General features: G+C 73.1%; 18 protein-coding genes. 15 read left to right on the forward strand and 3 right to left on the reverse strand.

Annotation, left to right across the window (positions count from 1 at the left end):
- Positions 1-63 precede the first annotated feature (63 nt).
- Positions 64-1,614, forward strand: coding sequence for an FAD-dependent monooxygenase (locus ACZ5D2_RS37180; RefSeq protein ID WP_331733621.1), 1,551 nt, complete (start codon positions 64-66; stop codon positions 1,612-1,614).
- Here the strand turns inward: ACZ5D2_RS37180 and ACZ5D2_RS37185 are convergent.
- Positions 1,554-2,228 carry a ScbR family autoregulator-binding transcription factor gene (locus ACZ5D2_RS37185; protein WP_331733618.1) on the reverse strand — a complete coding sequence of 225 codons (675 nt, stop codon included), beginning with the start codon at positions 2,226-2,228 and terminating at the stop codon, positions 1,554-1,556. The two genes, ACZ5D2_RS37180 and ACZ5D2_RS37185, sit on opposite strands and share 61 nt — an antisense overlap.
- Positions 2,229-2,370: 142 nt before the next feature.
- Here ACZ5D2_RS37185 and ACZ5D2_RS37190 point away from each other — a divergent pair, with 142 nt between their 5' ends.
- Positions 2,371-3,219: an SDR family oxidoreductase gene (locus ACZ5D2_RS37190; protein ID WP_331733616.1), complete on the forward strand. Its 849-nt coding sequence runs from the start codon at positions 2,371-2,373 to the stop codon at positions 3,217-3,219.
- A 10-nt stretch (positions 3,220-3,229) separates the two neighbouring features.
- Here ACZ5D2_RS37190 and ACZ5D2_RS37195 read toward each other — a convergent pair whose 3' ends face one another.
- Positions 3,230-4,228, reverse strand: a complete 999-nt coding sequence (locus ACZ5D2_RS37195; RefSeq protein WP_331733613.1) for a ScbA/BarX family gamma-butyrolactone biosynthesis protein — start codon at positions 4,226-4,228, stop codon at positions 3,230-3,232.
- Positions 4,229-5,410: 1,182 nt separating this feature from the next.
- On the opposite strand from ACZ5D2_RS37195, the gene ACZ5D2_RS37200 reads away from it, so the two are divergent.
- The 4 genes from ACZ5D2_RS37200 to ACZ5D2_RS37215 all read left to right on the forward strand — a co-directional run bounded on the left by ACZ5D2_RS37200 (position 5,411) and on the right by ACZ5D2_RS37215 (position 8,871).
- The gene (locus ACZ5D2_RS37200) at positions 5,411-6,232 is read left to right on the forward strand and encodes an AfsR/SARP family transcriptional regulator (protein ID WP_468935743.1); all 822 of its coding nucleotides are present in this window, start codon (positions 5,411-5,413) and stop codon (positions 6,230-6,232) included.
- Positions 6,233-6,534: 302 nt separating this feature from the next.
- A complete protein-coding gene (locus ACZ5D2_RS37205) occupies positions 6,535-7,356 on the forward strand; it encodes an AfsR/SARP family transcriptional regulator (protein WP_266845283.1) in 822 nt (273 codons plus the stop codon).
- Between the two features lie 173 nt (positions 7,357-7,529).
- Positions 7,530-7,799: a phosphopantetheine-binding protein gene (locus tag ACZ5D2_RS37210; protein WP_331733609.1), complete on the forward strand. Its 270-nt coding sequence runs from the start codon at positions 7,530-7,532 to the stop codon at positions 7,797-7,799.
- A gap of 106 nt (positions 7,800-7,905) precedes the next feature.
- Positions 7,906-8,871 carry an aromatase/cyclase gene (locus ACZ5D2_RS37215; protein ID WP_371681555.1) on the forward strand — a complete coding sequence of 322 codons (966 nt, stop codon included), beginning with the start codon at positions 7,906-7,908 and terminating at the stop codon, positions 8,869-8,871.
- A 184-nt stretch (positions 8,872-9,055) separates the two neighbouring features.
- Here ACZ5D2_RS37215 and ACZ5D2_RS37220 read toward each other — a convergent pair whose 3' ends face one another.
- Positions 9,056-9,673 (reverse strand): ScbR family autoregulator-binding transcription factor, encoded by a 618-nt coding sequence (locus ACZ5D2_RS37220; protein ID WP_331733604.1) that lies wholly within the window; start codon positions 9,671-9,673, stop codon positions 9,056-9,058.
- Between the two features lie 227 nt (positions 9,674-9,900).
- Between ACZ5D2_RS37220 and ACZ5D2_RS37225 the strand changes: the two genes are divergently transcribed.
- The 9 genes from ACZ5D2_RS37225 to ACZ5D2_RS37265 all read left to right on the forward strand — a co-directional run bounded on the left by ACZ5D2_RS37225 (position 9,901) and on the right by ACZ5D2_RS37265 (position 19,813).
- The gene (locus tag ACZ5D2_RS37225; protein WP_266845275.1) at positions 9,901-10,671 is read left to right on the forward strand and encodes a response regulator transcription factor; all 771 of its coding nucleotides are present in this window, start codon (positions 9,901-9,903) and stop codon (positions 10,669-10,671) included.
- A gap of 67 nt (positions 10,672-10,738) precedes the next feature.
- A complete protein-coding gene (locus tag ACZ5D2_RS37230) occupies positions 10,739-11,584 on the forward strand; it encodes a hypothetical protein (RefSeq protein ID WP_331733600.1) in 846 nt (281 codons plus the stop codon).
- A 197-nt stretch (positions 11,585-11,781) separates the two neighbouring features.
- On the forward strand, positions 11,782-13,248 hold the full coding sequence (locus ACZ5D2_RS37235; RefSeq protein ID WP_331733598.1) for an FAD-dependent monooxygenase: 1,467 nt from the start codon (positions 11,782-11,784) through the stop codon (positions 13,246-13,248).
- Positions 13,249-13,477: 229 nt separating this feature from the next.
- Entirely contained in the window at positions 13,478-14,125 is a 648-nt protein-coding gene (locus ACZ5D2_RS37240; protein ID WP_331733596.1) for a TetR/AcrR family transcriptional regulator C-terminal domain-containing protein, read from the forward strand.
- A gap of 37 nt (positions 14,126-14,162) precedes the next feature.
- Entirely contained in the window at positions 14,163-14,495 is a 333-nt protein-coding gene (locus ACZ5D2_RS37245) for a TcmI family type II polyketide cyclase (protein ID WP_266845268.1), read from the forward strand.
- Between the two features lie 37 nt (positions 14,496-14,532).
- A complete protein-coding gene (locus tag ACZ5D2_RS37250) occupies positions 14,533-15,801 on the forward strand; it encodes a beta-ketoacyl-[acyl-carrier-protein] synthase family protein (RefSeq protein ID WP_331733593.1) in 1,269 nt (422 codons plus the stop codon).
- Positions 15,798-17,012 (forward strand): ketosynthase chain-length factor, encoded by a 1,215-nt coding sequence (locus tag ACZ5D2_RS37255; RefSeq protein WP_468935738.1) that lies wholly within the window; start codon positions 15,798-15,800, stop codon positions 17,010-17,012. Before ACZ5D2_RS37250 ends, ACZ5D2_RS37255 begins: the two co-directional genes overlap by 4 nt.
- A 114-nt stretch (positions 17,013-17,126) precedes the next feature.
- A complete protein-coding gene (locus ACZ5D2_RS37260) occupies positions 17,127-17,396 on the forward strand; it encodes an acyl carrier protein (protein ID WP_266845263.1) in 270 nt (89 codons plus the stop codon).
- 47 nt (positions 17,397-17,443) lie between these two features.
- Entirely contained in the window at positions 17,444-19,813 is a 2,370-nt protein-coding gene (locus ACZ5D2_RS37265) for an SDR family oxidoreductase (protein ID WP_331733587.1), read from the forward strand.
- Positions 19,814-19,993: the final 180 nt, after the last annotated feature.

Raw genomic sequence — 19,993 nt, forward strand, 5'->3', positions numbered from 1 at the left:
TCATTGAAAAGAACGGGGCAGCCGGTATATTTTCTCCTCGCCGGGTGAGGGAGAGGGGACGGCGTGCGCGCTGAAGTGGTGGTCGTCGGCGGAGGGCCGGTCGGTCTGCTGGTCGCGGCCGAGCTGGCCGGGTACGGGGTCGACACGCTGGTACTGGAGGCGCGGGCGGAGATCAGCGAGCGGCCCAGGGCCACCACCCTCCACGCCCGCGCGGTACAGAGTCTGGCCCGGCGCGGGCACCTCCCGCCGGACGTGGGACCGGCGTCCGCCGGTACGGCCGCGGGCCGGTTCCACTTCGCCGGCATCCACGAACTGCTCATCACCGTGCCCGAGACGGAGCCGGAGCCGATCCTCAAGCGCCCCCAGGCCGAGCTTGAGCGCCGGTTCGAGGCACGGGCGCTGGCGGCGGGCGCGCGGGTACTGCGGGAGCACCGGGTCACGGGGGTCACGCAGCGGGACGGCGCCGTGCGGCTCACCGTCGAGGGGCCGGAGGGGACGGCTGCCTGTTCCGCCGCCTACGTCGTCGGGGCGGACGGGGCCCGCAGTACGGTCCGCGACCTGGCGGGCATCGACTCCGACGCCACTCCCGCCACGGTGTCGGCCCTGGTGGGCCTGGCACGGCTGCGGGACCCCGGCGACCTGGAGCAGGGCTGGCTGCGGACTCCGCGCGGCTGGATCGTCTCCAAGCGGACGCCCGCGGGCGAAACGCACATCCGTACCGTCGACTGCTCCGGCGCCCACGCGGGCCGGGAGGCGCAGCCGTCGCCGCAGGAGCTCCAGCGCGAGGTGTCCCGGATCGCCGGGCGCGACGTCGCGATGGAAGGGGCCCGGTGGATCAGCCGGTTCAGCGACTTCACGCGCCTGGCCCGCACCTTCCGCGCGGAACGCGTCTTCCTGGTGGGCGACGCGGCGCACCTGCACTTCCCCATCGGCGGCCAGGGGCTGAGCACGGGGGTGCTGGACGCCCTCAACCTCGGCTGGAAACTGGCCCTCGCCGTGCGCGGCACGGCGGGTGCGGGCCTGCTGGACACCTACGACCTCGAACGCAGGCCGGCGGCACAGGGGGTCGTCGACAACACGCGGGCACAGCTCGCGCTGATGCGGCAGGGGGCCGAAGTCGACGCGCTGCGCGAGGTGTTCACCGGGCTCCTGGCCGCGGACCGGGACGGCGGGCGGATCGGCGACATGATCAGTGGCCAGGGGACGGTGCTGCCCGCCCACACGGGCCGGCCCTGCGGGTCCGAAGGACGGTTCCCGCCGAACGCGCGGATCCTCACGCGGGCGGGCGAGACCGACCTGATCGGGCTCCTGCGGGAGGGAGGCCCGCTCCTCCTCCTCTTCGGCGAGCCGGCCGGCCGCCACGGGGAAGAGGCGCGCCCGTGGTCGGACACCGTGCGCGTGGTGCACGCACAGCCGACCCCGGCGATGCCGTACGAGGCGCTGCTGGTGCGTCCCGACGGCCACATCGCCTGGTCACAGGACGGCGGCCGGCTGGCCGACGCCCTGTCCTGGTACTTCGGGCCGCGGGTGCGCGCGGCCGTGGGCGGCGCGGATCAGCTGGCGAGGTCTTCGCGGGCCTGCGAGATCTCCATCGCCCGGACGGCCTCGGCGTAGACCTCGGCCCCGCGGTTCTCTCCGAGGTGCAGGGAGGTGAGGACGGAGGACTGCACGATGCTCGGCAGCAGGTGGCGCATGAGCGCGGTGACCCTGACCACCAGGTCCTCGTACTCGGTGAGGGCCTGCGACATGGACTGGATGCCGGCGTAGGTGCCGACGATGACGTCGGCGGTCTCGGCCGGATCGATCTGGGGGAGCAGTTCGCCCTGGCTCTGGGCCCTTTCCAGGCCCTCGCGCATCGGCACGGCCCAGGCGAGGAAGGGGCCGCTGCGGTCGAGGCCCTGTGCCAGCTGGTCCATCGTCAGCCGCACGCCCGCGCGGACCATCGGGTCCGTCTGCAGGCGGTGGGTGTGCAGCATGACGATGTCCACGATCCCCTGCATCTTGATCGCGCGGTCGGGGACGACGAGGCTCTGGTTCTGCGCGTTGAGCACGCCGAAGGCCAGGTCCTCCTTCGACTGGAAGTGGAAGTACAGGGCTCCCTTGGTCACTCCCGCCTCCGCAAGGATCTCGGAGATGGTGGCCGCCTGGTAGCCGCGTTCCTCGAAGATCTTGGCCGCCGCGCCGAGGATCGCCTGGCGTGTGCGGATGGCTCGAATTTGCTCAGCCACTGTGGCTCCTTCCCTCACAGGATTCTCGGAGCGTCGGAAGCCCTGATGCAAACCGTCCGTCCCGTACGTATCTTACAGCGGGTAACTCTCACGCCAACCCCGTACGCGCCGGAGGGCGCGTACATGACCGGAAGGAAGCACCATGATTCTCGTGACGGGGGCCACCGGGACGGTGGGACGGGAGGTACTGCGCCGCATCGGTTCAGGGCCGGCGGTCAGGGCCATGGCGAGGCAACCGGAACGTGTCGTGGCCGGACCGGCGACGGTCGAGGCCGTCCACGGGGACTACGACGACCCCGCTTCGCTCGCCCGGGCCGTGCGGGGGGTGGACACCGCCTTCCTGGTGACCAGCCGCGTCGGCCGCGACGACGACGCGCGGTTCCTGGCGGCCGCGCGGTCGGCCGGGGTGCGGCACGTGGTGAAGCTCTCCGCCGCCGCCGTCGGGGACGGCCGGGCGGATGACCTCATCACCCGCTGGCAGCGGGAGAACGAGGAGGTCCTGCGGGGATCGGGGATGGAGTGGACGCTGCTGCGCCCGCGTTCCTTCATGTCCAACGCCCTCTCCTGGGCGGGTCCGGTACGTGCGGAGGGTGTCGTGCGGGGCCTGTACGGGACGTCGCCGAACGCCTGCGTCGATCCGGGAGACATCGCGGAGGTGGCCGTGCGCGCGTTCGGCGAGCCGGGACACACCGGGCGCGTACACACGCTGACCGGACCCCGGGCGCTCTCGGCGGTGGAGCAGACGGCCCAGCTGTCCGACCTGTTGGGCCGGCCGCTGCGGTTCGAGGAGTGGGACCCGGAGCAGGCCCGCGCGGTGTGGGGGGCGCGGTATCCGGCGGCCGTGGCGGAGGCACTGCTGCAGAGCGCCGAGCGGCAGCGTGCCGGGGCCAAGGCCGGGGTGGGGAGTACGGTTCAGGACGTCCTGGGCAGGCCGGCCCGTTCGTTCCGGCAGTGGGCCGGGGAGCACCTGGCGGCCTTCGGGCCGCGCTGAGGGGCACCCGTCAGCCGATGTACGGGGCCGCCGTCACGGTGGAACCGAAGACGAGGTGGCCGTCCTGGTGGCCCGTCACGACCACCGTCTCCTCCCCTCCGGGCGCGCCGTCGTGCAGGCGTTCGGCCTCGATGAAGCACGGCACGTCGAGTTCGGCGTAGCGCTTGAAATCGCCGGAGATGTTGAGCGGCAGGAGGGAGGAGCGGCCCAGGGCGGCCGACGCGGCCTGCCGGGCGGCCTCCAGCAGCACCATGCCCGGAACGTGGTCGACCGGGTGGTCGAAGAGGATGGGGTGGAGGGAGTCCACCCGGAGCTGCCAGCGGTCCGGTGTACCGGTGGGTGACAGGACCACGTCGGTGGGCGAGATCCGTCCCACGCTCTGCGGTGCGACGGGAGCGGTCAGGGGCAGCGGCTTGTGGCCGGGCAGCAGGGTGTGCGGCGGGCGTATGCGCCGGTACACGGCGGGAGTGGTGCAGGTGTAGGAGACGCGTCCCGTCGCGACGACGTGGCCCGCGCGGTGGACCACGGCCTCGTAGTTCAGGCCGCCCAGGTCACCGTTGCGCCGTCTCACCTCGGTGCAGCTGACGTCGATGTCGAGGGAGGCGGGGGTCCTGCTGACCTGGAGGTGTTCGGGGACGACGGTGACGCTGAGGTCCCACAGCAGGAAGTGCTGGCCGAAAGGGACTCCGTATTCGGCGTGGCCCAGCAGGCTGCCGATCTGCCGAATCGTTTCGACGCACATGAGGGGGTCGTGGTAGGCGCCCGCGATGGGCGTGAAGAAGCTGTGGGAGCGGGGCCACTGCGCGCTGACGGCGAATCGGCTGTGGTCGACCCGTTCCCAGTCGGTGAGAAGGACTTCGGCGACCGAGGCACGGTGCACTAATTCCTTCGGGACGGTGGAGGTGAGCGAGGTGAAGCGGTTACCCCGTTGTCCGAGCGGAGGGGTGGTCGTCCGCCAGGCCGGTTCGTAGCCCGCTGTGCGCTCGACTTGAAACGTGCTCGCGCTCATTGTTCCCCCTAGGCAGCGCTGGCCGGTTACAGGTGTGACTGCGAGAAAAATATATACCAACCGGTTTTTTATCCAGAGGGATCGCGACCCTTGGCCATGAAAAATACGGAAGGTGAGATTCCGGCAACTCGTACCTCCCCCTACCGTCCGTGCCGCCACCCCTCATCCGGCGTCGGGTCTCCGCCACTCGCACTGAAGCATCTCAAGGGGGCCCCTCGGGGCGCGTGGACCGGTTGTCGGACGTCCGGTGAACCCCCGGGGACGAAGAATGGCCGATTCGCATGGGGAGCCCCGGTTTGCGCGCGGGTCGCGGGCCGGCTCCCCGCCCCCCGCGGGCCCGTCGGTCCCCGTGGCACCGGTAGGGGTTCGGGGCGGGTGACGCGCGGGCCCCTCCGTGCACAGACCCCCGCAGTACACGGGTGGTGCGCGGGTTCCGGGGCCGGTGTGCCGCCGATGCGGGCGGCGGGGCGTGGCCGCCGGGTGGGTCGCGGGCGGGGTGTGTCGCCCCACGGGTTTCGTTCACCGTTTGCCCACGTGAAGATTCCTGCATATGCCGTCGGCCCGCGGGGGCGTGCGGCGGAGCCCGCCCGCCGCCGATCCGGCCACCGGTCGCGAGGGGGGAGGCGGACCGGCGCGGGCCGGCGCCGCCGCCGGACCGGCCTGGCGGCGGCCGGTCCGCGGGCCGGAGTGCGCCGGGTACCGGCCCGTCGGCGGAGCGGGCGGCCCTGAGGTTCGAGCGGTGTTCCGGCGGGGCTCCGGTGTCGTTCCAGTGACTGCTGAGCGCGAATGCCGGTGAGCAAACCGCTAAAGCGGTTTGTATTGATCGCGCCAGTGGCGCGGTGATGCCCTTCTGCGGTCTGAACCTGGCGGCGGGGCGGTCGGTGCGGAGGGGCCGCAGGGGCGTGCGAGCCAACCACATGGTCGGTTCTCGGCCGTTTCGTGGCTGGCCGGGTACCCCTCTCGGGGCGACTCTTCTTGCCTTCCGGGCCCCTGGGGAGGCCTGGCGTCGGCCTTCTGGCCAGGTAAGTCCCAGTTCAGGGGGTGCGCTTCAGGGGTTGATGCGGTCGGTAGGGGGCGAAAAACGGTACAGCCGGTTTGGTATTGACAAACCGGCCCGGCTGTTTTTTGCTCATTCCAGCGAAAGTCGAGGGCTCATCCATGGACGAAGCAGGGGAGTACGGCGTGGACATCGATGTACTGGGCGCACTGACCGTGCGGGAGAACGGGGTCTCCATCACGCCGACCGCCGCCAAGCCCCGTCAGGTGCTGGCCCTGCTCGCGCTCCACGCGGACCAGGTGGTCCCGGTGTCCGCGCTGATCGAGGAACTGTGGGGCGAGCAGCCGCCGCGCAGTGCTCGTACGACGCTCCAGACCTACGTGCTCCAGCTGCGCGGCCTGATCGCCACCGCGCTGGAGGGCGCCGACGGGACGCGGACCCCCAAGGACGTGCTCGTCACGCTGCCCGGCGGCTACATGCTCAGCAGCGCCGGCGGGACCAGCGACGTCCGCGAATTCGACCGGCTGGCCGGAATGGGCTACCGGGCGATGGACGCGGGCGACTTCCCCGGTGCCGCACGGCTGCTGCGCGAGGCGCTGGCGCTCTGGTCCGGGCCGGCCTTCGCCGACGTGGAGGGCGGTGTCCAGCTGGACATGGAGACGCGGCGCCTGGAGGAGACCCGGCTGTGCGCGCTCGACCAGCGCATCGAGGCCGACCTGCGCCTGGGCCGGCACCGCGAACTGCTCGCGGAACTGACCGTCCTGGCCAGCCGCTACCGCATCCACGAGAACCTGCACGGGCAGTTCATGCTCGCCCTCCACCGCTCCGGCCGCCGCGGCGAGGCGCTCAGCGTCTACCAGCGGCTGCGCGCCACCCTCGTCCGCGAGCTCGGCATCGAGCCGTCCTCCGCCCTGCGCAGTCTCCAGCGGTCGATCCTGATGAGCGGCCCCGAGAGCCCGGCGGAATCCCCGGAGACGGCCCGCAAGCGGCTCGCCCGAGTGGGCTGACGGATCATTTGAAGATCATTTGCCCACTCCTTTCCGGAACCTTCCGGAAATCCGCGGAACGAATTTGCGCATCAGGCAAGCGGAACAGAAGCGACCGAACTGATCTGCGGGCTGAACAGGGGTTCTGGCAGCCAATCGGAAGACGGCGTTTCGAATCCCGCGGCTGTTCGCCCCCTTCGGAGGTCTGCTCGACGTCGGCTTGAGAACGCGGTGATGCCGCCCTGGGCTGCCTTACCGTCATCGGGTCGAATACTGAAAACCGTGAGTATCTCGACAAAATAACGGAGGGGAGACGGGAGACCGTGGAGATTCAGGTTCTGGGTCCGTTGAGTGCCGAGGTCAACGGGGCATCGATCGTTCCTACGGCGGGCAAGCCGCGTCAGATCCTGGCGCTTCTCGCGCTCTACCCGGGCCGGGTGATGCCCGTACCGACCCTGATGGAGGAGATCTGGGGGACCAAGCTCCCGGAGAGCGCCCTCACCACCCTGCAGACGTACATCCTGCAGCTGCGCCGCAGACTGGGCACCGCGATGGGACCGGGCGCCCCCGGCACGGCCAAGGACGTGCTCGCGACCCGGCACGGAGGCTACCTGCTCCAGATCCCGCAGGAGTCGGTGGACGTCCACGCGTACGAGGCCCTCGTGGCCGGTGGCCAGAGCGCCTTCGACGAGGGCGACGACGAACGCGCGGCGCAGATGCTGCGCAAGGCCCTCGACCTGTGGCAGGGACCCGCCCTCGTCGACGTCAAGGTCGGGCCGATCCTGGAGATCGAGGTGCTGCGGCTGGCGGAGAGCCGGCTGGTCACCACCGAGCGGCGCATCGACGTGGACCTGCGCCTGGGACGGCACAGCGAACTCCTCGCCGAGCTCACCGAGCTGATGGCCAGGAACCCGCAGCACGAGGGGCTGCACTCGCAGGCGATGGTCGCGCTGTACCGGTCCGGACGGCAGGCCACCGCGCTGGACGTGTACCGAAGGCTCCGGGCCCGGCTGATCGGTGAACTCGGCGTGGAACCCTCGCAGCAGCTCCAGCGCCTGCACCAGGCGATGCTCCGGGTGGACCCGGCGCTCGACGTGGCCGCGGGCCCGCGCCGCAGCTCGACCTTCGACCTCTACGCGGCCTGACGCAGCGGGTCGCCCGGGGCGGCGGTCCGGGTACGGCGGGGCCGTGGCAGGGCGCGCGTCGACGGCTCCAGCGCGGCTGGGCGACGGCGTGAGCGGCTCTCCATCCGGTGGGACCAGGCTCGTCGCGACCCGGTGTGCGCCGACGCCCCGGTGGACGAGGGGAGAGGCAAGCCATGGACCGGCTGGAGCTCACGGAGCTGGCCCGCATCCTGCGGATCTGGGGAGGCGAGGAGGAGTGCGCGGAGCTGAGCGAGGACGTGCAGGACCTGTACTGGGACGAGCTCGGCTACGACTCGCTCTCCGTCCTGCAGGCCATCGGCTCCATCGAGCGGAGGTACGACGTACTCCTCGACGGTGAGCTGCTCGAACTGGCGGACACGCCGAGGAGCTTCCTGCGGTGCGTCAACCAGGTCCTGCGCAGCCGGGCCGCCGCCGCGGTGTGATCGCGGGTACCGGCGGGGCGGGCCGCGGGCGGAAATCGAGCGGCATTCCAAGGGGACTCCGGCGGATACAGACAGACTCTGCGTCAAGCGTTGAGAGAGGTGTCTGATGTCTGTCGAGCGAGTACACCGGATGTCACACGCGGTCGACGCGGCCGCACCGGCCGGGGTCCTGTACAACGTGGTGGCCGACACGGCGCCGTGGCCGCTGTTCCTGCCGGACACCGTGCACGTGGAGAGGCTTGAGTTCGACGGCACCACGGACCGGTACGCCCAGTGGGCGATCGCGGACGGGACCGCGCGGCCGTCGCTGTGGCGGCGGACCCTGGACGCGCACCACCGGCGCGTCGGCTTCCGCCAGGAGCGTCCGGCCGACCCCGTGACCACCTCCGGCGGCTCGTGGAGCGTGGAGGAGCTTGCTCCGGGCTGGTCGCGGCTGTCGCTGGAGCAGGACATCACCGTCGCCGGGAACCGGACGGCGGATGTCGCGCGCGTGCTCGCGTCCGCACAGGCCGAAGCCCGCGGTGTGCTCGGCCGACTGGCCGCCCTCGCGGAGCGCTGGCAGAGGATCGACGGGCTGCTGCTGTCCTTCGAGGACTCGGTGCGGATCCCGGGACCGGCCGAACCCGTCCACGAGTTCCTCTACCGGGTGGGCTCCTGGCCCGGCCGGGTCGCGCACGTCGTGGGCGCCGACGTCACGGAGGACCGCCCGGGGGTGCAGCGCACCCGCCTGGTCAACCTGGCCGACGACGGCTCCGCGTACACCACCGAGGAGGTGCGGGTGTGCTTCCCGGCGGCCGGCCGCATCGTCTTCAAGCGCACCCGGCCGCACCCCCTGCTGGCCGCGCACGCCGGGGAGTGGTCCGTCGAGCCGGACGCCACGGGGGTCACCGTGGTGTGCCGGCACGACGTCCTGCTGGACGCGGGCGCGGTCGAGCGGATGCTGGGACCCGGCGCGGACCCCGCGCGGGCGGGCCGGTACGTGCGGGAGGTGCTGGGCCGCGAGAGCCTGGCCACCCTGGAGCCCGCGCAGCAGTACGCCAGGGAGTCGGTCAGGAGCCTGCGGCCGGTGTGAGCGGGCCGGGCGGCCGACCCTGGCCTCCCGGCAGGGCGGGCGCGGGCGGACAGGACCCGGCCCCTGGCCCGTACCCCCGATCGCGGGGGTACGGGCCAGGGGCCGTTCCGGTGTCGGTCGCGGCGGTCGGCGGCCGCCGTGGCGGGGCGGGGGCCGCCGTTGGGGCGGGGGCCGCCCCGGCGCGTCAGGAGCCGCGGCCGGCGGCACCCAGGGCGCGCAGGGTGGCCGGGGTCGCCAGACAGGGCATGACCACCCGCCAGAACCCGGCCAGCGTGCGCGGGGCGAGCCACTGGGCGTCGTCCCGGCCGAGCACCTCGAAGCCGAGCGTGGCGGCCACCACCGTCGTGGTGACGCTCTGGCGGTTGAGGCCGGGCAGCAGGGAGTCCTCGTGCGCCGCCTCCGTCAGCAGCCGGTGGACGTACTCGTGCCACTCCCCGGGCAGGGCGAACGACGACGGGTAGGTGGGCTCCCGGCTGAGCTGGAAGCCGGCCCGTGCCACCACGTCGGACAGGAGCAGCCCGGCGAGGGCGTGGGAGCTGTCCGCCAGGGCCTGGAGGGCCGAAGTGCGCCGCGCGTACACCTCCCGGGCCGCAGCGCGCAGTGCCCGCGCGGCAGCCGCCTCGACGGCCGCCGCGATCGCGGCCTTGTTCTCGAAGTGGAAGTGCAGCGCGCCCGGGCTGACTCCGGCTCCGACGCTGATCATGCTCAGCGTCGCCTCTGCGTACCCGCGCCGTCCGAACACCCTGGCCGCCGATTCGATCAGTGCGCGGCGGGTGCGGACAGCGCGTTCTTGTTTGATCACGCATAGCTCCTGTATCAGTTTCCTTCTATTATTAAACCGTCCCGTTGGTATTGGAAGCGGGTGTGGGTCCCTCCGGATGGCCTGATCAACGTGGTTTTTCGCCTACTGATGGCCCGATTTAACCCTTTTATCGAGAGCCTGGCCATGTTTTGTGGGCTTTGACAAACCGACGCAGCGGTTTGTATCTTCTTGACGTTGACCCAACCGAGCTTGAGGGAGGGGGGCAGATGAACCAGCGGACCATGGCTGTGCTGGAACCTCACACAGTCGCCGCGGGAGCGAACGGCGGTTTCTCACCGGCCGAAGGCCCGAGAACACCGCAGCACACGCCGACGCAGTCGGCGCTGTGGCGGATCCTCATCGTGGAGAGCAACTCGGCCGAGGCCGAGACGCTGGCGCGCGGTCTGCGCCGGCACGGGCACGAGGTCGACATCGTGGGTACCGGTGGCGAGGCGCTGCGCAGCTACGTTGACGCCGACCTGGTGCTCCTCGACCTGGAACTGCCCGACCTGGACGGCTTGGAGGTCTGCCGGGGCATCCGCGCCGCCCACGAGATCCCCCTGATAGCGGTCACCGCCCGGGGCAGCGAACTCGACCGGGTCCTCGGCCTCCAGGCGGGCGCGGACGACTACCTGGCCAAGCCCTACGGATTCCGCGAACTGATGGCCCGCATGGAGGCCGTCATGCGCCGGGCGCGCCCCACCCGGCCCGTCGCCGCCACCATCACCCGTGGTCCGCTGCGGATCGACTCGGGGACGCGCGAGGTGACGCTGGACGGGGTGCCCGTCGAGACCACCCGCAAGGAGTTCGACATGCTCTACCTCCTCGCGTCCCATCCCGACACCGTCATCCCCCGCAAGATGCTGATGCAGCAGGTGTGGGGCGACTCCTGGTCCCGCCGGACCGTGGACACGCACGTGAGCACCCTGCGCAACAAGATAGGCGCCGGATGGATCATCACCATCCGCGGCGTCGGCTTCCGGTTCGGCCAGGGCTGAAGCCGCCCGCCCCGCGCACCCGCGCGGGAGCACGCAGACCACCGCAACGAGCCGAGGGGGGAACGACATGACGGTCACGGCACTGTGTCACGGGGAGGGCTGCCGCGGCGCCGGAGCCGACGGACGCCCCCGCCGGCGTACGGTCCGGGGCAGCCGGCTGTGCCGGACCTGCCGGGACCACCTCTCGGCGGGCCTCGGCGAACTGGCGCACCTGTACGAGGAGTGCGGGCGCGTCCTCGGCGGGATGACCCCCGGCAGCCTGCGCGAGCGGACGACCGGCGGCGAGCTGCCCGGACTCCCCTTCAACGGGGCCGCGGCCGACGTACGGGCCCGGATGGTCTCCGTGCTCGGCTCCTGGGGCGGACTCGTCGCACAGGAGCGCGGGTTCCCCGCACCGCCGCGCACCGTCGCCGCCCTGACCGCCTTCCTGCAGCGCAACGCCGACTGGATCGCCGCCCACCCGGCGGCCGCGGAGGCCTCCGAGGAGATCGCCCGCCTGGTCCGGTCCGGACGCCGCGCCGCCTTCCCCGACCCGGCCCGCACCTTCCGCCTCGGCGACTGCCCCGAGGCCGGCTGCCCCGGAGCCCTGGCCCTGTCCGTCCGCGACGCGGACCGGACCGCCGGCCGGGCGGTCGTGTGCGACACCGACCCGGCCCACCGCTGGACCAGCGACCGGTGGAGCGAGCTGAGCGACTCCATGGAGGCCGGGCGGGCGCCCGGCGCCGCCGCGCCGGCCACCGAACGCTGGCTCACCGCCGGCGACATCGCGCAGCTGTGGCACACCCCGACGGGCACCGTGTACCGGCTGGCGAGCGAGGAGCGGTGGCGCCGGCGCAACCGCGCGGGCCGTACGTACTACAGCGAGAGCGACGTCCGCGCCTGCTTCGACCGCCGCGCCGCGGCCCGCACCTGAGTCACGTCCCACCGGCCGGACGGAGCGGTCTGACCTGGTCTTGACATTCCCTTGGCCGTTCTCCGACCCACCGGACCGGCCCTTGTGGAACCTGACCGAGTCCTGAATCCAGCACCATTGAACGGCCGCTCGCGTCCGAAGAACCTTGTAGTCAAGATCCGGTGCACTGTCTCCGGAGGCGAATTCAAGGAGTCGTGATGGACGCACCGGTCATCGTCGTCGGCGCGGGCCCCGCGGGCATGATGCTCGCGGGCGAACTGCGGCTGGCGGGAGTCGCCGTCGTGGTCCTGGAGCGCCTGGAGCGCCGCACGGGCGAATCGCGCGGCCTCGGCTTCACCGCGCGCACGCTGGAGACCTTCGACCAGCGCGGCATCCTCGCGCGCTTCGGCGACATCGAACGCAGCACCCTCGGCCACTTCGGTGGCCTGCCCCTCGACTTCGGCGTCCTCGACGGAGCCTGCCAGGCGGCCAAGACCGTTCCGCAGTCCGTCACCGAAACGCACCTGGAGGAATGGGCCACGGGCCTGGGCGCCGACATCCGGCGCGGCCACGAGGTGCTCGCGCTGCGCGAGGACGAGGACGGCGTCGAGGTCGAGGTGCGCGGGCCGGACGGGGTCCACACCCTGCGCGCGGCCTGGCTGGTGGGCTGCGACGGCGGGCGCAGCACCGTGCGCAAGGCGGCCGGCTTCGACTTCCCCGGCACGGCCGCCACCATGGAGATGTACCTCGCCGACATCAAGGGCATCGAGCTCAAGCCCCGCATGATCGGCGAGACCCTGCCCGGCGGCATGGTGATGGTCGGCCCGCTGCCCGGCGGCACCACCCGCATCGTCGTCTGCGAACGCGGCACCCCGCCGCGGCGGCGCGAGGCCCCGCCGTCCTTCGAGGAGGTCGCCGCCGCCTGGCAGCGGCTGACCGGCGAGGACATCTCGGCCGCCGAGCCGGTGTGGGTGAGTGCCTTCGGAGACGCGGCCCGGCAGGTCACCGAGTACCGGCGCGGCCGCGTACTGCTGGCGGGCGACGCCGCGCACATCCACCTGCCCGCGGGCGGGCAGGGCATGAACACCGGCATCCAGGACGCGGTCAACCTCGGCTGGAAGCTGGCCTCCGTGGTCCGGGGCCGGGCGCCGCTCGCCCTGCTCGACACCTACCACGGGGAACGGCACCCGGTCGGCAGGCGGCTGCTCATGAACACCCGGGCCCAGGGGCTGCTGTTCCTGAGCGGCGCCGAGGTGCAGCCGCTGCGCGACTCCCTGCGCGAGCTCATGGCGTACGAGGACGTGGCCCGCCACCTCGCGGCCATGGTGACCGGACTGGAGATCACCTACGACGTCGGCAGGGGCGGCCACCCGCTGCTCGGCCGCCGGATGCCCGGACTGGAACTGGACGGGCCCGGCGGGCGGACCTCCGCCACCGCGCTGCTGCGTCCCGCCCGGGGCGTTCTGCTCGACCTGGCCGACAACCCGCGGCTGCGCCAGCGCGCCGCCGCCTGGGGCGACCGGGTGGACACCGTCACCGCCCGCCCCGTCGGCCCGCCCGGGGGCGAGCTGCCGGACGACACCACCGCACTGCTGGTCCGGCCCGACGGGTACGTGGCCTGGGCCGCGCCCGGCAGCCACCACGACCTGCCGATGGCCCTGGAGCGCTGGTTCGGCCCCGCATGAGGCCCGCCGGCCGACCCTGAGCGCCGCGCGCCCGACGGCCCGAGCCCGACGGCCGTAGCCCGACCGCCGTAGCCCGACCGCCCGAGCCCGACGGCCGTAGCCCGACCGCCCGCGTCCCGACGGCCATCGCGCCGGTCCGGGGGAGCGGCGCGTCCGGCTGCCCGCGGACGAGCACACCAAGAGCACCGCACGCGCATCCCCGAGCACCTCACGAGGAGAGACCACCACCATGGCAACGCCCCTGGCAACCATCGAGCGCGCCCCGTCCGGACCGGCCGGGGAACGCCGTGAGATCGTCCGGGCCGCCCGTACGGTCCTGGCCCGCGAGGGCTGGACGCGCTGCACCGCCGGGGCCACCGCGGCCGAGGCGGGCGTGCTGACGGACACCGTCGCGCAGCACTTCCCCGACCACGAGCAGCTGCTGCTGGGCGTGCTGCTGGACAGCTCCGCCTCCGTGGCGGCGGCCCTCGCGGCCGTCGCCGACAGCTACCTCGAAGAGATCACCGACCTCGAAGCGGACCTCATCGCCCTCGGCCGGGCCTGGCTCGCGCCGCTGGAGGCCTTCCGCGAGCACTTCGCCATCGTCCGGCACATCAGCGCCGAGGTCACCCGGCTGCCGACCGAGGCCGTCGAGAAGTGGCAGGCGGCGGGTCCCCGGCAGGCCCGTCGCGAACTGGCCCAGCGGCTGCGGCGCCTGGCGGTCCGCGGCCTGCTCGACATCCCCGACGCGGACCAGGCGGCGGAACGGTTCATCCTGCTGGTCCCCTCCACCGTCGTCCAGCGCTCCTTCCTGGGCGCGCTGCCGGTGCCCCAGGAGGAAGCCGACGCGCTGATCGCGGACGGCGTCGCCGACTTCATCCGCCTGTACCACGCCTGACCCCCCGCCCTCCCCTCACGGAAGAGAGAGACAACGCATGCAGCACAGCAACCTGATCGTGGCGCGGATGGACAGCATGTCGAAGGACCAAGTGACCCGTCTCTTCTCCGAGTTCGACAAGACGGACATGCCGGAACGGATGGGCACCCTGCGCCGTCGCCTGTTCATGTACAAGGGCCTCTACTTCCACCTCCAGGACTTCGCCGACGACGACGGCGGCCGACGCATCCAGGAATCCCGTACGGACCCGCGCTTCATGAGGATCAGCCACGACCTGCTGCCCTTCATCCAGCCCTACGACCCGGCCACCTGGCGGACCCCCGCCGACGCCATGGCCACCCGCTTCTACGACTGGTCGGCGTCCGAGTGAGCACCGGCCGGGCCGACACGAGGGGAGGGCCGCACCGGTGGCTCGCCGGGTAGTGATCACGGGGCTCGGGGTGCTGGCGCCGGGAGGAATCGGCACCCGCGATTTCTGGAGCCTGCTCAGTTCGGGGCGCACGGCGACGCGCGGGATCACCCGCTTCGACCCCTCCGGCTTCCGGACCAAGGTGGCTGCCGAGGCCGACTTCGACCCGCTCCTGCACGGGCTGACCCCGCAGGAGGTCCACCGCATGGACCGGGCCGCCCAGTTCGGCGTGGTCGCGGCGCGCGAGGCGCTCGCCGACAGCGGCCTCGACCTCGCCGCGCTCGACCCCCACCGCACCGGGGTCAGCGTCGGCACCGCCGTCGGCGCGATCGGCGGACTCGACCGCGCCTACCGGGTGGCCGGCGACGACGGCCGCCTCGCCCAGGTCGACCACACCCGGGCGCCGGAGCACCTGTACGAACAGTTCGTGCCCAGTTCCTTCGCGGCCGAACTGGCCTGGGCCGCCGCGGCCGAGGGACCGGCCACGGTGGTCTCCACCGGCTGCACCTCCGGGATCGACGCCGTCGCCCACGCGGCCGACCTGATCCGCGAGGGCGTCGCCGACATCATGGTCACCGGAGCCACCGACGCCCCGATCACCCCGCTCATCCTGGCGGCCTTCGACGCGGTCAAGGCCACGACCTCCTACGACGACCGGCCCGAAGCCGCCTCCCGGCCCTTCGACGCCACCCGCAAGGGGTTCGTCCTCGGCGAGGGCGCGGCCGTCTTCGTCCTGGAGGAGCTGGAGAGCGCCCGTCGGCGCGGCGCGCACCTCTACGCCGAGATCGCCGGCCACGCCTCCCGGTCCAGTGCCCACCACATGACCGGGCTGCGCCCCGACGGCCGCGAACTGGCGGAGGCCGTCACGGTGGCGCTCGACGAGGCCCGGCTCTGCCCCTCCGACCTCGACTACGTCAACGCGCACGGCTCCGGCACCCGGCAGAACGACCGCCACGAGACCGCCGCGTACAAGCTGGCCCTCGGCCGGCACGCCTACCGGACCCCGATCAGCTCGGTGAAGTCGATGATCGGGCACTCGCTCGGCTCCATCGGCTCCATGGAGATCGCCGCGTCCGTCCTCGCGATGGAGCACCACGTGGTGCCGCCCACCGCCAACCTGCGCACCCGGGACCCCGAGTGCGACCTCGACTACGTTCCGCTCGTCGCCCGGGATCACCGTACCGATGCCGTCCTGACCGTCGGCAGCGGGTTCGGCGGGTTCCAGAGCGCGATGGTGCTGGCCCGCCCCGACAGGAGGACCGCATGAGCAGGACCCTGGTCACCGGTATCGGAGTGGCCGCCCCCAGCGGGCTCGGGGTGGAGGACTTCTGGGCGGCGACCCGGGTCGGCAAGAACGCCATCGCGCCCGTGACCCGCTTCGACGCCTCCTCCTACCCCGCCCGGCTGGCCGGGGAGATCCACGGCTTCGACCCCGCCGAGCACCTGCCGGGACGCCTCGTCCCGCAGACCGACCGGGTCACCCAGCTCGCCCTCGTCGCCGCAGACTGCGCCTTCGCCGACGCGGGCCTGGCACCGGGGGACATCCACCCCTGCGACATGGGCGTGGTCACCGCGGCCGGTTCCGGGGGCATGGAGTTCGGCGAGCGGGAGCTGCACAACCTCTGGAGCCGCGGCGCCAAACACGTCAGCGCCTACCAGTCCTTCGCCTGGTTCTACGCCGTCAACAGCGGGCAGATCTCCGTCCGCCACGACCTGCGCGGCCCCGCCGGCGTCGTCGTCGGCGAACAGTCGGGCGGGCTCGACGCCCTCGCCCACGCCCGGCGCCAGCTCCGCAAGGGCACCCGGCTGATCGCCGCCGGCGGGTTCGACTCCTCCCTCTGCTCCCTGGGCTGGGCCGCGCACCTGGCCGGCGGACTCGTCTCCACCGTCGCCGAACCCGAGCGCGCCTACCTGCCCTTCGACGAGGCGGCCGCCGGCTACGTACCGGGCGAGGGCGGGGCCCTGCTGATCCTGGAGGACGAGGACGGCGCCCGCGCCCGCGGGGCCCGCACCATCCACGGAGAACTCGCCGGGCACGCCTCCACCCTCGACCCCCGCCTGGGCAGCGGACGCGAGCCCGGTCTGCGCCGGGCCATCGACGCGGCCCTCGCCGACGCGGGTGTCCACCCCGTCGAGGTCGACGTGGTCTTCGCCGACGCCGCCGGCACCCCCCGCCTCGACAGGGAGGAGGCCGAGGCCATCACGGCCGTCTTCGGGCCCCGGGGGGTGCCGGTCACCGCGCCCAAGACGATGACCGGCCGGCTGAACTCCGGTGCGGGGATGGTCGACGTGGCCGCGGCGCTCCTGGCCATGCGCGAGGGGCTCATCCCTCCGACCACCAACGTCACCCTGTCCGCCGCCTACGACATCGACCTGGTCACGGCGTCGCCCCGCACCGCCTCCGTGGAGACCGCGCTGGTCCTCGCCCGCGGCCGCGGCGGCTTCAACTCCGCGGTCGTGCTGCGTTCCGTCGACTGACGGACGCCGCCCACCGGCGTCCGCCCACCCCGCCCCCGTCCGGCCCGGACGGGAGCTCCCCGTACCCCGCGGCCGCGACTGGCCGGCCGCGGAAGACCGATGAAGGGACCCTCCGTGTCCAAGCAGCAGTTCACCTTCGACGACCTCAAGCGCATCCTCCTGGAGGGCGCGGGCGCCGACGAGGGCGTCGACCTCGGCGGCCCCATCCTCGACACCGACTTCGAGTCGCTGGGCTACGAGTCGCTGGCCCTCCTGGAGACGGGCGGGCGGATCGAGCGCGAGTTCGGCATCACCCTCGACGACGACGTCTTCTCCGACCACAGCACCCCCCGTTCGCTCGTCGAGGCCGTCAACGAGAGCCTCCGGGCCCTCGTCAGCGCCTGACGCGGACCGTCCCCAGTACAGCCTGGCCCAAGAGAGGGAGTACGCCCATGGCCATCGAGCAGGACTGCACCGAATCCCAGGTGATCGTGGTCGGCGCGGGCCCTGTCGGTCTGCTGCTCGCCGGGGAACTCCGGCTCGCGGGCGCGGACGTGGTGGTCCTCGACCGGCTCGCCGCGCCGACCACCGAATCCAGGGCCTCCACCCTGCACGCCCGCACCATGGAGATCCTCGACAGCCGGGGTCTCCTGGACGCCCTGGGTGACGTACCGGGCGAGGAGGCCGGCCACTTCGGGGGGATCCCCTTCGGCCTCGGCCTGCCGGGCCCCCACCCCGGGCAGTGGAAGGTCCCGCAGGCCCGGCTGGAGGAACTGCTCGGGCAGTGGGCCGCCGACCTGGGCGCGGACGTGCGGCGCGGCCACGAGCTGACCGGGCTGTCCGACACCGGCGACGGGGTCCTCGCCGAGGTGCGCGGCCCCGACGGCACGGCCCTGGCCTTCCGGGCCGCGTACGCGGTCGGCTGCGACGGCGAGAACAGCGCCGTGCGCCGGCTGGGCGGCTTCGAGTTCCCGGGCACCGACGCCGGGCGCGAGCTGCTGCGGGCCGACGTGACGGGCATCGACGTCCCCGCCCGCCGCTTCGAACGGCTGGAGGGCGGACTCGTCGTCGCGGCCCGCCGCCCCGACGGGGTGACCCGGGTGATGGTGCACGAGTTCGGGGCGCGGCCCCGGGGCTCGGCCCCCTCCTTCGAGGAGGTCGCCGACACCTGGAAGCGCATCACCGGCGAGGACATCGGCGCGGGCACCCCGCTGTGGGTGAACTCCTTCGACGACGCCTCCCGCCAGGCCGCCCGGTACCGCCGGGGCCGGCTCTTCCTCGCGGGGGACGCGGCGCACCAGCAGATGCCCGTCGGCGGCCAGGCCCTCAACCTCGGGCTCCAGGACGCCTTCAACCTGGGCTGGAAGCTGGCCGCCGCGGTCACGGGCCATGGCGGCGAGGCACTCCTCGACAGCTACCACGAGGAACGGCACGCTGTCGGGCGGGCCGTGCAGGGCAACATCAGGACACAGGCGCTGCTGCTGCTGGGCGGACCCGAGGTCGACGCGGTCCGCGAGGTGTTCGCGGAACTGACCGGTCACGAGGACGTCCGCACCCACCTGGCCGGGATGATCTCGGGCCTCGACGTCCGCTACGAGGTTGGCCCGGGCGACGGCCCGCTGCTCGGGCTGCGGCTGCCCCCCGTCGACCTCGTCGGGGAAGAGGGGGCCACCACCACCGCGGAGCTGCTGCGCCAGGGCCAGGGGCTGCTGCTGCTGGCGCCGGGCGAGGAGGCCCTCGGGGCGCGGCTGCGCGCGGCCGCGGGGCCCTGGGCGGGCCGGGTGCGCGTCGCGACGGCCGCGTCCGCCCCGGCGGCGGACGGGCGGGACCTGCCCGGCGGTGTCGCCCTGCTGGTCCGGCCCGACGGGCACGTGGTCTGGTCGGACACCGGGCCGGGCGCCGACGGGACGGACGCGGCCGGGACGGGTGACACCGCCCTGACGGCCGCCCTGGAACGGTGGTTCGGGGCGGAACCGGCGCGGACCCCGCACCGCCCCGCCCGCCGGGACCCGGTCAAGGTCGCGCCGACGGCGGCGCCGGTACGGGAACGGAGCAACGGCATGGAGCGCCTCGCGGGCAGGACGGCCCTGGTCACGGGATCGAGCCGGGGCATGGGCCGGGCGGCCGCGATCCGGCTGGCCGAGGAGGGCGCGCTCGTGGCCGTCCACTACACCAGCGACGGGGAGGCCGCCCGGGAGGTCGTCGCCTCGGTCGAACGCGACGGCGGCCGCGCCTTCGCGGTACGGGCCGAACTCGGGGTCCCCGGGGACGTGGACGGGCTGTTCGCCCTCCTGGAACAGGACCTGCTGGACCGCACCGGCAGCACCGACCTGCACATCCTGGTCAACAACGCCGGGGTGATGGGCGGGGTCGGACCGGACGCGATCACCCCCGACCAGTTCGACCGGATCTTCGCGGTCAACGCGAAGGCCCCGTTCTTCCTGATCCAGCGGGCGCTGCGGAACATGCCCGACGGCGGCCGGATCATCAACATCTCCTCCGGCCTGACCCGGTTCGCCAACCCGGACGAGATCGCCTACGCGATGAGCAAGGGAGCCCTCGAACAGCTCGCCCTGCACTTCGCGAAGGCCCTCGGCCCGCGCGGCATCACCATCAACTCGGTGGCGCCGGGCATCACGCGCAACGGCAACCCGGTCTTCGACGTCCCCGAAGCCGTCGAACAGATGGCGGCGCTGTCCACCTTCAACCGTGTCGGCGAGCCCGATGACGTCGCCGACGTGGTGGCCTTCCTCGCCACCGACGAGGCCCGCTGGATCACCGGCTCCTTCGTCGACGCCACCGGCGGCACCCTGCTCGGCTGAGCCGGCCGCCGTCGGCCCGAAGACCGCCGGCGCAACCCCGCGCCGCGCCGGCGACGGGGCGGGGGGGGGGGGGGGGGGGGGGGGGGGGGGGTGGGGGGGGGTGGGGGGGGGGGGGGGGGGGGGGGGGGGGGGGGGGGGGTTGGGGGCTACCCGTATCCGACAGAGGGGAGGAGAGACAGA

Source organism: Streptomyces sp. NPDC031479, assembly GCF_055581065.1.

Coding starts and splice junctions, on each gene's coding strand:
- ACZ5D2_RS37190 (WP_331733616.1), top strand. CDS start 2,371: ATGATTCTCGTGACGGGGGCCACCGGGACGGTGGGACGGGAGGTACTG.
- ACZ5D2_RS37215 (WP_371681555.1), top strand. CDS start 7,906: ATGTCTGTCGAGCGAGTACACCGGATGTCACACGCGGTCGACGCGGCC.
- ACZ5D2_RS37240 (WP_331733596.1), top strand. CDS start 13,478: ATGGCAACGCCCCTGGCAACCATCGAGCGCGCCCCGTCCGGACCGGCC.
- ACZ5D2_RS37235 (WP_331733598.1), top strand. CDS start 11,782: ATGGACGCACCGGTCATCGTCGTCGGCGCGGGCCCCGCGGGCATGATG.
- ACZ5D2_RS37210 (WP_331733609.1), top strand. CDS start 7,530: ATGGACCGGCTGGAGCTCACGGAGCTGGCCCGCATCCTGCGGATCTGG.
- ACZ5D2_RS37245 (WP_266845268.1), top strand. CDS start 14,163: ATGCAGCACAGCAACCTGATCGTGGCGCGGATGGACAGCATGTCGAAG.
- ACZ5D2_RS37265 (WP_331733587.1), top strand. CDS start 17,444: ATGGCCATCGAGCAGGACTGCACCGAATCCCAGGTGATCGTGGTCGGC.
- ACZ5D2_RS37230 (WP_331733600.1), top strand. CDS start 10,739: ATGACGGTCACGGCACTGTGTCACGGGGAGGGCTGCCGCGGCGCCGGA.
- ACZ5D2_RS37195 (WP_331733613.1), bottom strand. CDS start 4,228: ATGAGCGCGAGCACGTTTCAAGTCGAGCGCACAGCGGGCTACGAACCG.
- ACZ5D2_RS37225 (WP_266845275.1), top strand. CDS start 9,901: ATGAACCAGCGGACCATGGCTGTGCTGGAACCTCACACAGTCGCCGCG.
- ACZ5D2_RS37255 (WP_468935738.1), top strand. CDS start 15,798: ATGAGCAGGACCCTGGTCACCGGTATCGGAGTGGCCGCCCCCAGCGGG.